Annotated in this window: 8 protein-coding genes; 3 read left to right on the top strand and 5 right to left on the bottom strand. The window is 71.7% G+C overall.

The genetic code is table 11. The annotated features are described in order from the left end of the window. Positions 1–13: 13 nt before the first annotated feature. Positions 14–1,348: an MFS transporter gene (locus ACIHCL_RS05635; protein ID WP_399857285.1), complete on the bottom strand. Its 1,335-nt coding sequence runs from the start codon at positions 1,346–1,348 to the stop codon at positions 14–16. A gap of 85 nt (positions 1,349–1,433) precedes the next feature. Beyond that, complete coding sequence (locus tag ACIHCL_RS05630; RefSeq protein WP_399857283.1) at positions 1,434–1,874, bottom strand: MarR family winged helix-turn-helix transcriptional regulator; 441 nt, start codon at positions 1,872–1,874, stop codon at positions 1,434–1,436. Between the two features lie 144 nt (positions 1,875–2,018). Between ACIHCL_RS05630 and ACIHCL_RS05625 the strand changes: the two genes are divergently transcribed. Further along, the gene (locus tag ACIHCL_RS05625) at positions 2,019–2,315 is read left to right on the top strand and encodes a hypothetical protein (RefSeq protein ID WP_399857281.1); all 297 of its coding nucleotides are present in this window, start codon (positions 2,019–2,021) and stop codon (positions 2,313–2,315) included. Between the two features lie 245 nt (positions 2,316–2,560). Here the strand turns inward: ACIHCL_RS05625 and ACIHCL_RS05620 are convergent, their stop codons facing one another. Further along, the gene (locus tag ACIHCL_RS05620) at positions 2,561–4,015 is read right to left on the bottom strand and encodes an NCS2 family permease (RefSeq protein ID WP_399857280.1); all 1,455 of its coding nucleotides are present in this window, start codon (positions 4,013–4,015) and stop codon (positions 2,561–2,563) included. 286 nt (positions 4,016–4,301) lie between these two features. Here ACIHCL_RS05620 and ACIHCL_RS05615 point away from each other — a divergent pair, with 286 nt between their 5' ends. Next, positions 4,302–4,640, top strand: coding sequence for a DUF2530 domain-containing protein (locus tag ACIHCL_RS05615; RefSeq protein ID WP_399857278.1), 339 nt, complete (start codon positions 4,302–4,304; stop codon positions 4,638–4,640). Positions 4,641–4,871: 231 nt separating this feature from the next. Continuing rightward, positions 4,872–7,352, top strand: a complete 2,481-nt coding sequence (locus ACIHCL_RS05610; protein ID WP_399857276.1) for an HAD-IC family P-type ATPase — start codon at positions 4,872–4,874, stop codon at positions 7,350–7,352. A gap of 139 nt (positions 7,353–7,491) precedes the next feature. Here ACIHCL_RS05610 and ACIHCL_RS05605 read toward each other — a convergent pair whose 3' ends face one another. Then, positions 7,492–8,373 carry a DUF5707 domain-containing protein gene (locus tag ACIHCL_RS05605; protein WP_399857274.1) on the bottom strand — a complete coding sequence of 294 codons (882 nt, stop codon included), beginning with the start codon at positions 8,371–8,373 and terminating at the stop codon, positions 7,492–7,494. A gap of 385 nt (positions 8,374–8,758) precedes the next feature. Next, the gene (locus ACIHCL_RS05600; RefSeq protein WP_399858013.1) at positions 8,759–12,055 is read right to left on the bottom strand and encodes a sacsin N-terminal ATP-binding-like domain-containing protein; all 3,297 of its coding nucleotides are present in this window, start codon (positions 12,053–12,055) and stop codon (positions 8,759–8,761) included. Positions 12,056–12,390: the final 335 nt, after the last annotated feature.

Here is a 12,390-nt window from a genome sequence, read left to right as displayed (position 1 = left end):
GTACGGCTCAGGCTCAGGCCGCCGCGGCCAGCTTCTCGCGCGGGACGAACCGCAGGTGCGGGCGGCCGGGGCGCAGGTCGACCCGGATGCGGAAGCCGCCGACCCGGGTCAGCATGAGGCCGACCCCGATCGCCGCCAGGAGCGAGATCGCGCCGCCGGCCGCCATGGCCGTGCGGACCCCGTAGGCGTCGCTGATCCAGCCGACGATGGGGGCGCCCACCGGCGTACCACCGGCGAAGACCATCATGTAGAGGCTCATCACCCGGCCGCGCATCTCCGGGTCGGAGGCCATCTGCACGCTCGTGTTCGCGCTGATGTTGGTCGTCAGGCCGATCATGCCGATCGGGACCAGCAGGAGCGCGAAGAGCCAGACGTACGGCGACAGGGACGCGACGATCTCCAGCAGGCCGAACGCGGTGCCCGCGGCCACCAGCATCCGCAGCCGGGAGGAGCCGCGGCGGGCGGCGAGCAGGGCGCCGACGAGGGAGCCGGCCGCCATGAGGATGTTGAAGAACGAGTACATCCCGGCGCCGCCGTGGAAGATCTCGTCCGCGAAGGCGGTGAGCCAGATCGGGAAGTTGAACCCGAATGTGCCGACGAAGCCGATCAGGACGATCGGCCAGATCAGCTCGGGGCGGCCGGAGACGTAGCGCAGGCCCTCGCGCAGCTGTCCCTTGGCGCGGGGCACGACGGTCGGCTCGTGCAGCTCGTGCGGGCGCATCATCAGCAGACCGACGAGCGGGGCGGCGAAGGACAGGCCGTTGAGCATGAAGGCCCAGCCGCTGCCGACGGTGGTGATCAGGACACCGGCGACCGCGGGCCCGATGAGGCGGGCGGACTGGAAGTTCGCCGAGTTGAGGCTGACCGCGTTGCGCAGCTGGTCGGGGCCGACCATCTCGGACACGAACGACTGGCGGGCCGGGTTGTCGACGACCGTCACCATGCCGAGCAGGAACGCGATGAGGTAGACGTGCCACACCTGGACGACCCCGGAGAGCGTGAGCACCGCGAGGACGATGCCGCACAGGCCGAGCGCCGCCTGGCTGATGAGCAGGAGTTTCCGCTTCGGCATGCGGTCGGCGATGACGCCGCCGTACAGGCCGAAGAGGAGCATCGGGAGGAACTGGAGGGCCGTGGTGATGCCGACGGCGGCGGCGGACCCGGTGAGGCTCAGGACGAGCCAGTCCTGCGTGATGCGGGACATCCAGGTACCCGTGTTGGAGATCACGGCGCCCGTGGCGAACAGGCGGTAGTTGCGGATTCTCAGCGACGAGAAGGTCCCGCCGCGCTTGCTCTCGTGGGTGGAAGTCGGTGCGGGGGCGGAGTCTGCTCCGGATCCCGTACTCAAAGGGGTTCGCCTCCTCGGGCGTATACGGTTCGCTGACTGACGGGATGCGGCGGGCAGGGCCGTGACTCCGGCACGGCCGGCCCCGCTACAGGTGGGCGAGCTTCTCCAGCACGGGCGCCGCCTTGCGCAGCGTCTCCCACTCGTCCTCGTCCAGGCCCTCGGCGAGGGAGGTCAGCCAGGCGTTCCGCTTGGCGCGGCTCTCCTCGAGCATGGCCTCCGCCTGCTCGGTCTGGCTGACCACCTTCTGGCGACGGTCGTCGGGGTGCGGTTCCAGTCTGACCAGACCCTTCGACTCCAGCAGCGCGACGATGCGGGTCATCGACGGGGGCTGTACGTGCTCCTTGCGGGCCAGCTCACCGGGGGTGGCCGAGCCGCAACGGGCCAGAGTTCCGAGCACCGACATCTCGGTGGGGCTCAGCGACTCGTCGACGCGCTGGTGCTTCAGGCGTCGGCCGAGCAGCATCACGGCGGAACGGAGGGAGCTCACGGCGGCCGCGTTGTCGCCGTCGTGGATCAGGTCAGGCATGTTTATTAGCGTAACTCATTACCTACCCTAAAGACCATTCGTGTGACACCCCTGCCGCCGGATCACTGAATCACTCACCCGAACGAGTGAGTCGGATCCGGAAAGTGACGCGAAACGGCTTCTCGGGCCGTAACCCTGCTTGCCATGGGATCGACTGTGCTCAGCCTGCGGATAGACGGTGAGCTGCTCGACCGGCTCCGGCAGCACGCCGCCAAACGCGGAATGAGCGTCCAGGACTACGTCGTCCGGACGCTCGTGCGCGATGACTTCGACGAGCGTTTCAAGGCGGCCGTCGACGAGACGGAGAAGTTCTACGGGGCGGAGGGGGTCATGGGAGTGGCGGGGACCGCCCGGACCACAGGAGTGACCGGGACCGCGGAGATCAGGGGCGCCGCGCGCGTCGGAACGGAGAGAACCACGCGGGGCCCCGGGGCCGCATGACCCCGGGGCCCGCGCCGGATGACCCCCGGGGTCCGGGCCTCGCGCCGGGGGTTCCCGGCGTGCCCGGCATTCCCGGCATTTCGGGTGTTCCGGAGGAGTCTCTGAGGTCTCGCACCGGCCGGGGCCCCACCGGACACACGCCGCGGCCCCGGCGTCGGGCATGTTGCCCGGCGCCGGGGCCGCTCCCGTCCCTCGGCCCGGATCTCGGCCCGGACGAGGCCGAGGGCTCGGGCCGGACCGAGGACTCAGGTGAGGCCGAGGGCCGGCATCGCGTAGTAGAAGACGAAGACCGCCGAGACCGCGTACATGGCCGCCGGCACCTCCCGCCAGCGCCCGGCCGCCACGCGGAGCACGGTGAAGGTGATGAAGCCGATGCCGATGCCGTTGGTGATCGAGTAGGTGAGCGGCATCATCATCATGGCCATGAAGGCCGGAATGGCGAGCGTGTAATCGCCCCAGTCGATGTCCCGGACCGAGTTCGAGATGATCAGGAAACCGACCGCCAGCAGCGCCGGCGTGGCCGCCTGCGAGGGCACCATGGTCGCCAGCGGCGTCAGGAACAGCGCCACCGTGAACAGCAGCCCCGTCACGATGCTGGAGAAACCGGTACGGGCGCCCTCGCCGACGCCCGCGGTGGACTCCACGAAGCAGGTCGAGGCGGACGAGGAGCTCGCGCCGCCCGCGGCGACCGCGATGCCGTCGACGAACAGGACCTTGTTGATGCCGGGGAAGTTGCCGTTCTCGTCGGTCAGCTTCGCCTCGTCGCCGACGCCGAGGATCGTGCCCATCGCGTCGAAGAAGCAGGACAGCAGCACGGTGAAGACGAACAGGACGCCGGTGAGGAGGCCGACCTTGTGGAATCCGCCGAACAGGTCGACCTCACCGAGCAGCCCGAAGTCCGGGGTGGAGACCGGGTTGCCCGGCCACTCCGGGACGGTCAGTCCCCACGCCTCGCCCGGAAGGCCCGCGATCGCGTTGACGATCAGCGCGACGACCGTCATCGCGACGATGGAGATCAGGATGGCGCCGGGCACCTTGCGGACGAGCAGCGCCATGGTGAGCAGCGTGCCGATGACGAAGATGAGGACGGGCCAGCCGTTGAGGTGGCCGTCGCCGCCGAGCTGGAGCGGGACGGTGGTACTCGCCTTGTCCGGGATGCGGGAGACGAAACCGGAGTCGACCAGGCCGATCAGCAGGATGAAGAGGCCGATGCCGATCGCGATGCCCTTGCGGAGCGAGCCGGGCACGGCGTGCATCACGCGTTCCCGCAGCCCCGTCGCGACCAGCAGCATCACCACGAAGCCCGCGAGGACCACCATGCCCATCGCCTCGGGCCAGGTCATCCTGGGGGCGAGCTGGAGGGCGACGACGGTGTTGACGCCGAGACCGGCGGCGAGCGCGATCGGCACATTGCCGATGATGCCCATGAGCAGGGTGGAGAACGCCGCCGTCAGCACGGTCGCGGTGACCAGCTGCCCATGGTTCAGGTAGTGCTCGTTGATGTCCTTCGCACTGCCCAGAATGATCGGGTTCAGCACGATGATGTAAGCCATCGCGAAGAACGTGGCGAAACCGCCACGGATTTCACGGGCGACCGACGACCCCCGCTCGGAGATCTTGAAGAAGCGGTCCAGACGGCCGGACGGCTGGGGAGCCGATGGCTGCGCGGAATCGACCGGAGCGGTGGCCGAGGGGGACATGTAGGACCTCAGTCGTACGTAGGGGGATTAAAATTGGTCGCCTTTGGACTTTCACACGAATAATTCGAGTCAGCCGTAAGCGGATTCAGTATGAATACATAGGGCGAAGATCGCTATCTCCGCGCGTAGACCGTTGGGGCGCCTGCCCCTTCGGCGGTCCGCGCGCCTCCAGGCGTCCCTCTGACGCGTGTCCCGCGGCCCTGCGGACGCGCCCCGCGGCCCTCCGCACGCGCGGAGGGTCCATGGGCCCCGGAACGGCGTGGCGGGGGCCTCATACACTGAGGTCATGGCGAAGTGGACACCGAAGCACGAGGCACCCGAGCCCCTGGAGGGGCCCGTCGTCGCCACCATCACCGGCGGCACGATCCTCTGGTTCGCCCTCTTCCTCGTCCAGCTCCCGTTCTACGGCTGGTTCGACGACCACGGGCACCTGTGGTGGCTGTGGACCTGCCTGGCCGGTGCGGGGCTCGGCGTGATCGGCATCTGGTACGTGCGCAAGCGCGACGCGGCGATCAAGCGGGCCGAGGCCGCCCGGACGGCCTCCGCGGCCGGGACCGGCGAGACCGCCGGCACCACGAGCCCGTCCGCACCGGAGCCGAAGGGCGCGGGCCACGCGACGGCGTGAGCCCCTCGCCCGGAGGAGTGATCTCCCCGTTCGGACCGACGACGGGATCCCCCGTCCTGCCCGACGACGGGACGGCGTGCTCCCCGGTCCGGGCCCCGCCCACGCCCCCCCTCCGCGGGCAGAACACCTAGGGGCTCCTCTCCCACCAGGGGAGCGCTTCCCCTCCTCCCCCGGTCTGATCTTCACATCCCTAGTAGGTGAATCGGGCCTCTCACCCGTACCGTCGGAACCATGACACAGCGGGTACCCCATTCCTCCGGCGAGCAGATCCCCGAGGCTCCCGGTTTCGAAGGCCGCCCCGGCTCGGCCATGATCGACGCCGGGGCCGAGCTCGACCCGGTCCACCCGGTGGACCCGCCGGCTCCGGCCGTGAGCACGCGCGGGCTGACGGCGGCCGAGGTGGCCGAGCGGATCGCCCGCGGCGAGGTCAACGACGTACCCGTACGCTCCTCCCGGTCCATCGGCGAGATCGTCCGCGCCAACGTCTTCACCCGGTTCAACCTGATCATCGGCGTGCTCTGGCTGATCATGCTGTTCGTGGCGCCGATCCAGGACAGCCTCTTCGGCTTCGTGATCATCGCCAACACGGGCATCGGCATCATCCAGGAGTGGCGCGCCAAGAAGACCCTGGACAGTCTCGCGGTCATCGGCGAGGCCAAACCCACGGTGCGGCGTGACGGGATCTCGGCCGAGATCTCCACCTCGGAGATCGTCCTCGGCGATCTCGTCGAGCTGAGCCCCGGCGACAAGGTCGTGGTGGACGGCACGGTGGCCGAGGCCGACGGGCTGGAGATCGACGAGTCGCTGCTCACCGGCGAGGCCGATCCGGTGCTGAAGCGCTACGGCGACACCGTGATGTCCGGCAGCTTCGTCGTCGCGGGCGGCGGCTCGTTCACCGCGACCAAAGTCGGGCGCGAGGCGTACGCCGCACAGCTCGCGGAGGAGGCGTCCCGCTTCACCCTCGTCCAGTCCGAGCTGCGCACCGGCATCTCCACCATCCTCAAGTACGTCACCTGGATGATGGTGCCGACCGCGATCGGGCTGGTCGTCAGCCAGCTCGTCACGCAGAACAACAACCTCAAGGACTCGATCGCCCGGACCGTCGGCGGCATCGTCCCGATGATCCCGGAAGGGCTGGTGCTGCTCACCTCGGTCGCCTTCGCGATCGGCGTCGTACGGCTCGGCCGCAAGCAGTGCCTGGTGCAGGAGCTCCCCGCCATCGAGGGCCTGGCCCGCGTCGACGTCGTCTGTCTGGACAAGACCGGCACCCTCACCGAGGGCGGCATGGACATCACCGAGGTGCGGCTGCTGGGCGACGCCCAGGACGCGTACATCCATCGCGTGCTGGGGGCCCTCGGCGGCTCCGACCCGCGGCCCAATGCCAGCCTCCAGGCCATCGTCGACGCGTACCCGGACGGCCAGGAGTGGCGGTGCACGCAGACGCTGCCGTTCTCCTCGGCCCGCAAGTACAGCGGCGCCGCGTTCGACGAGGGCGACGGCCGGACCTCCACCTGGCTGCTCGGCGCCCCCGACGTGCTGCTGCCCGAGCGGGACCCGGCGCTCGACGAGATCGAGCAGCTCAACCAGCAGGGGCTGCGGGTGCTGCTGCTCGCGAGGACGCGGGGCGAGCTCCAGGGCTCGGACGCCGCCGCCGGCGCGGTGCCGAGCGCCCTGGTCGTGCTGGAGCAGCGGCTGCGGCCGGACGCCGAGGAGACGCTGGCGTACTTCGCGGACCAGAACGTCGCCGCGAAGGTCATCTCCGGCGACAACGCGGTCTCCGTGGGCGCGGTCGCCGGGAAGCTGGGCCTGCCCGGTGCCGAGAACACCCTGGACGCGCGCCGGATGCCCACCGACCCGGACGACATGGCCACGGCCATGGAGCAGAACGCGGTCTTCGGCCGAGTCACCCCGCAGCAGAAGCGGGACATGGTCGCGGCCCTCCAGTCCCGCGGCCACACTGTCGCGATGACCGGCGACGGCGTCAACGACGTGCTGGCGCTGAAGGACGCCGACATCGGCGTGTCCATGGGGTCGGGCTCCGAGGCGACCCGGGCCGTCGCCCAGATCGTGCTGCTGAACAACAGCTTCGCGACGCTGCCGTCCGTGGTCGCCGAGGGCCGCCGGGTGATCGGCAACATCACCCGGGTCGCCACCCTGTTCCTGACCAAGACCGTCTACTCGGTGCTGCTGGCGATCCTGGTGGTCTGCTCCCAGGTCGACTACCCGTTCCTGCCGCGCCACCTGACCCTGCTCTCGACGCTCACCATCGGCGTTCCGGCGTTCTTCCTGGCCCTCGCCCCCAACAAGGAACGCGCCCATCCGCACTTCGTGCGCCGGGTCATGCGGTACGCGATCCCGTCGGGCGTCATCGCCGCCGTCTCGACCTTCGTGACATACCTGATCGCCCGGAACCACTACACCGGCGCGGGTGCGCTGGAGGCGGAGACGAGCGCGGCGACGCTCACCCTGTTCCTGGTCTCGATGTGGGTCCTGGCGATCATCGCCCGGCCGTACACCTGGTGGCGGATCTGCCTGGTGGCGGCGATGGGGCTGGCGTTCCTGATCGTGCTGGCGGTGCCCTGGCTCCAGGAGTTCTTCGCGCTGAGGCTGGTGGGGACGACGATGCCGTGGACGGCGGTGGGCATCGCGGTACTGGCGGCCGTCGTCCTGGAGTACACCTGGCGGCTGGTCGGCCGCCGCTTCCCGGCGTAGCGCGGCGCCGCCGCACTCGGGAACACGTACGGGCCGTGCCCGGGAGGACGGAAACCGTCCCCCGGGCACGGCCCGTGGTGCTGATGCGGAACAGCCCGGGACCAGCGGCCGGGCGGGGCACCAGGACGTCGTTTAACGCCTAACGCACGTCGACGAAGTCGCCCGCGGCCTTGACGGCCGGGGTGGTGGACGTACCGCCGAAGGTGTAGCGCCAGTAGCCGTCGACCGACGCCTTGGCCGTGGTCTTCAGGTTGCCGGTGCTGTTGGTCTTGATGGTCTTGAGCGTGGTGTAGGTGTTGCTGTTCTTCTTGCGGAACTGGAGCTTCACCGGCTGGCCGGTGTAGCCCTGGTACTTGAAGGTCTCCCAGTTGGCCCGCGAGAGCTTGCCGGTGATCGTGAGGGTCTTGCCCTTCTTCACCGGCTCCGGAGCGGCGTTGACCGTCAGCTTCGACGCCCGCTGGACGCGCACCTTGCTGTGGGACGGGCTGTCGGCGGCGCTGGCCTCGTCACCGGAGAGCACGGCCACGGCGACCTTCCAGGTACCGGCCAGGGAGTTCTTGTACAGGTCGTAGCCCGGCTTGATGGTGAAGGTCAGCTTGCACGTCGAGGTCGTGGCATTGACCTTGGTGCACTTGGCCACCTCCTCCTTCGGCAGGACCGCCCCGTCCACGGTGTCGGGGGAGGACAGGTCCTTGCCGTGCCACAGGGCGACGAAGGCGTCGGAGATGCCGGAGGGGTGCGAGGCGGTGACCGAGGCGGAGAACGTCTTGGAGGCGGTGGTGCCCAGGACGATGTCCTTGCCGCCGTTGACGACGACCTTGGAGATGACGGGCTCCGTCGTGACCGCGGCTGCTGCACGGGCGGCCTTCGGCGCACTCTGCGGGGCGATGCCGAAGATCTCGGCCCCCGACGTCGGGATGTGCGGCAGGTTCTCGGTGTCACCTGCGTGGGCGGCCGGGACGGCCAGAGCGGACAGGGCCAGGGCGCCGGAGACGGCGGCCACGGTGGCACGAATACGCATGTGCTTCCCCAGTGGAGAAAGGGCCCCGCGGGTACGTGGTGTGTCCCGGGCGGGGCTCGTTTGTCTGTGAGCCTGATAGCTCGACAGACCAGACCTGTGAGAGATGTGAAGGGTTGTATGAAAACAGAGAAATTCCCCGCGAAATGCTCCTGTACGCCGGGTTCAGCTGTATTCGCGGCCGGCCCCGGCCCCTCGCGGGACCGGCCCGTGCGCAAGCGGGATCCGGCCCCTGCCTGCGCCCGGCCGCCCCTGCGCGGAATCGGACCGGCTCTCGGGGCGCGTCTTCGCCCGGCCCGCCCACCCGTACCGCGGTGAACCCGGCCGTACGCGCGGGCCGCGCGCCGGCCGACCGCCGCGCCCGCCCGTACGCGCGGGCCGCGCCGGGTCAGTCGAACCAGCGGTCCCGGGCCAGTTCCTCCGTCCGGGACGGGTCCTCCAGCAGCGCCGCGACCTCGAAGCGGCGCGGCCACTGCCCCGCCGCCCAGGCCAGCCCCGCCGCGACGCCCTCCAGCGTGGCGGCGTGCACGGTGCCGTCGGGGGTGCGGCGCCAGTCCAGTTCGACACCGCCCGCACGCAGTTCGGCGTGCTCGATGTATGTGTCCGGGGTGCCGGTGCCGAGCAGGGCCCGTACCGCCTCCGGTACGCGATGCTCCTGGCCGTCCGTGGTCACCTCGGCCTCGACGCTCTCGCCCAGGCGCCGCACCTGGAGCAGTTCGGCCAGGTCGGCCGCCCGTGCCGGGGCGACCGGGAGCAGCGGCAACCCGGTGGCCAGCGGCAGCAGGTCGGGGGCGTCCGCGATCACGGCGTCCGCCGCGTCGACGATCCGGATCTCGCCGTCGACGACCGCCCGCAACTCGTCGGGGAGCGTGACCTGCTCGGGGTCGAGATCGGCCAGTGCCGTGTACAGCGCGTGCAACTGCACGGGGTCGGCCGTGCGGTCCTCGTCCGCGAGCCGGCCGAGGAGTTCGGCGGCGCCGCCCGGCTCGTCGAGGAGCGCGGCCACGGACGTCCGTACCCCGAGGGCGCGCAGCACCTGTGTGTCGTCGAAGCCGGTCGCGTCGGCGGAGTCGTACAGCCCGGCCAGCAGGGGGTCGCCGGACGAGGCGCGCAGACCGGCCGGACGGCGGCCGTCGAGCACCGGATGGCCGCGCAGCCACCAGGCGGTGTACGGGCGGACGGACCGCGTGGTGCCGTCGGGCAGCAGCACCCGCACCGGCTGGGTCAGCGCGTCGCGCAGCGGCGGGCGGGCGAGCATCGCGAGCGCCTGCGGCCAGGCGTCGTCGTCGACGAGGTCCAGATCGCGGACGGCGACGATCTCGGTGGCGACCGGCGGCACCGAGATGCGCCCGTCGCCGGACCACCACCCCTCATCGTCACCGCTGCGCGGCGGCAGATCCAGTTGCAGCTGGTCGAGGACGTCCTCGCACCACACGTCCACGGCGTCGAGCAGGCCGGGGTCGTCGGGTTCGGCGAAGTCGCCGTCGCGGGGCTCCAGTTCGTCCGGGTCCAGGACGACATCGGTGGCCCGTGTCAGGGCGAAGGTCGCGAGCACCCCGCAGGCGGTGAGTGGCTGTTCGCCCCAGCGCTCGGCCAGCTCCTCGTCGCAGAGGGCGAGCTCGCCCTCCCGCATGACCGCGGCGAACGGGCTCCCCGGCAGCACGAGTTCGCCCGCGGGGGCGAGTTCGCCGTCCTCGTCGGTCAGGGCGAGCGCGCCGAGCCAGGGTTCGTCGCCGGGGGCCAGTTCGGCATCGCGCACGAGGGCGAGGACGGTTTCGGCGAGCTCGTCGGCGCCCGGCGCGTCCTCGTCCCAGATCTCACCGGCGTCCAGCGATCCGGCCACGGCGGCCCGCACCTGCGGGGTCGTCAGCACGGCGCGCGGGGTGGCGGGCAGGGCGCCGAGCTTCTCCAGCAGCGGGTGGGCGGCGTCCGGGTGGGCCACCTTCAGTCCGAGCCGGGCGAGCCGGTCCAGGACGGGGCCGGTGAGCGCGTCGGGGAGCGGGAGGAGGACCTGGCGGGGGCCGATGGTGGTCCGTGGCGCGGCCGGGGCTCCGTCCTCCTGTCCTTCGGGCGTGCCGGTCGTCTCCCGCGTTCCCGCCAGCGGGACGGGCAGGCCCGAGAGGCGGTCCGGGTCGATGCCGGAGAGGCTGTCGTAGAGCCGCCGCCACCAGCCGGGCTCGCGTTCCAGGCCGGCGAGCCGGTCGATCGCCTCGGTCAGCGGCACGCGGGCGATGCCGAGGGTGCGCAGTTCGCTGCGGCGTTCCAGCCCGGCGGGCAGCAGGCACGGCAGGACCTCGGAGAGAACGCGTACGGTCTCGGCGCCGACGCCTTCCAGGACCTCGGCCTCGATGGGGCGCAGCGCGGCGGCGGACGCCTCGCGGATGCCGTCGTCCGTGCTGTCCCAGGTGTCCCACCGGTCGGCGCGGTCGGTGGTGTCCGCTCCGGCGGCGGTGTCGCGCGGGGCGGCGGGCTCCAGGAACGCGATGCGCGGCAGCCGCTGGTTGATCGCGCCGCGCAGGGCTCCGTCCAGTTCGCCCTTGCCGAGCGGTCCGGGCACGAGGTCGATGGTGTCGATCGACACCGGTCGCCAGTCGGCGAGCAGCTGGGCATAGGCGTCGGCCGCGCGCTGCACCAGGAAGTCGGTGAGCGGGCCGGGCGCGGGGTGTCGGCGGTTGGTGTCGAGCGGCAGCGAGGCGATGAGCAGCGCGGGGATGCCGAGGGGTTCGTCGGTGGGGGTCGGCGCGTGGACGACGGGGGCGGTGCGGGGGCGTACCGGGGCGCCCTCGGCGTCCACCGGGACGGCCCAGGTGACCGACCAGTGCGGGCGCAGCCGTTCCTCGCGGGGGCGGTCGGCGAGCAGGGCCGGTTCGACCGGTCCGTGGTGGGTGACGGTGCGCCAGCGGTGCGTGCCGTGCGCGGAGTCCTCGACGTGGGTGTAGGGGCCGCGCTGGGTGCGGCGCAGCGTCCGTTCCGCGTCCGGGGTCTCGATCACGATCTCGTCGAGGCCGCGCAGGGTGAGCAGCAGCGCGTCGTCGACGGCGGCGAGCAGCCGGGCGACGAGGTCCTCGGCGCCGCCGTCGCGCAGCGGGAGGACGACGACGGTGTCGTAGCCGTCGGGCGGGGTTCCCTCGGCGGGCAGCGGGAGCCGCAGGAGGGGTACGTGGCCGTCGCGGCGGCGCAGTTCGTCGCCGAGGCCGGGGCTGGCGGTGGCGGTGCGGGCGGCCAGGTCGCGGGCCTCGGCCAGGGACCAGCGGACACCGCCGTGCCGGCCGATCACGGCGGGCTCGTCGCTCACCGCGAGCACGGCGGCGAACCCGACGCCGAACCGGCCGACGGCGCCCTCGTGGCCCTCGCGCTTGGCGGAGGCACGCAGGGTGGAGAGCGATTCCACGCCGGTGGCGTCGAGGGGGGCTCCGGTGTTGGCGGCGGCGAGCACGGCGGGGGCGTCCGGGCCCGCGGCGTGCAGCGTGAGGCGGAGCCGGCCGGGCACGCCCGCGCGGGCGGCGGCGTCGGCCGCGTTCTGGGCCAGTTCGACGACGAGCCGGTCGCGGTAGCCGCCGAGCGCGAGTTCCTCCTCGGCGTTGGCGTCCTCGCGGAACCGTGCGGGGCCGGCGCCCCAGGCGTCGAGCACACCGCGTCGCAGCCGCGCGGTCCCGAACGGGTCGGCTCCCTCGGTCCCATTCATGCTCACGCTCCGACTCCGCTCTTCTCTTCCCGGCTCTTCCCGGCTCTTTCCGGCCGGATCCTTCCGGTCGGATCCTTCCGGTCGGATCCTTCCGGTTCTCCCCCGGTCGGATCTTCCCGGCCCTGCCGGCTCCGCCGGTCTTCCCGGCCCATGCACCGTCGGGCGGTCCTCGGGATCTTCTTCCGTCGGGTTGGTCCGCCGCCGGGCTCCCCGTGCCGCCAGTGTGCGCCCGAAGGTACCGGGTCCTCGCGCCGGGAAGGCGGCCGCATCCGAGGGGTCGCCCGCGGCCGGGCCGGATTCCGCCGCACCGCACGCCGCCGCCCCGGTGGAAACGG

The organism is Streptomyces sp. NPDC052042 (assembly GCF_044548345.1).
Taxonomy (GTDB): domain Bacteria; phylum Actinomycetota; class Actinomycetes; order Streptomycetales; family Streptomycetaceae; genus Streptomyces.
Note: the sequence above shows the minus strand (reverse complement) of the source record. Positions and strands in the feature narration are given on the sequence as shown.

Coding starts and splice junctions, on each gene's coding strand:
- ACIHCL_RS05605 (WP_399857274.1), bottom strand. CDS start 8,373: ATGCGTATTCGTGCCACCGTGGCCGCCGTCTCCGGCGCCCTGGCCCTG.
- ACIHCL_RS05625 (WP_399857281.1), top strand. CDS start 2,019: ATGGGATCGACTGTGCTCAGCCTGCGGATAGACGGTGAGCTGCTCGAC.
- ACIHCL_RS05620 (WP_399857280.1), bottom strand. CDS start 4,015: ATGTCCCCCTCGGCCACCGCTCCGGTCGATTCCGCGCAGCCATCGGCT.
- ACIHCL_RS05610 (WP_399857276.1), top strand. CDS start 4,872: ATGACACAGCGGGTACCCCATTCCTCCGGCGAGCAGATCCCCGAGGCT.
- ACIHCL_RS05600 (WP_399858013.1), bottom strand. CDS start 12,055: ATGAATGGGACCGAGGGAGCCGACCCGTTCGGGACCGCGCGGCTGCGA.
- ACIHCL_RS05615 (WP_399857278.1), top strand. CDS start 4,302: ATGGCGAAGTGGACACCGAAGCACGAGGCACCCGAGCCCCTGGAGGGG.
- ACIHCL_RS05630 (WP_399857283.1), bottom strand. CDS start 1,874: ATGCCTGACCTGATCCACGACGGCGACAACGCGGCCGCCGTGAGCTCC.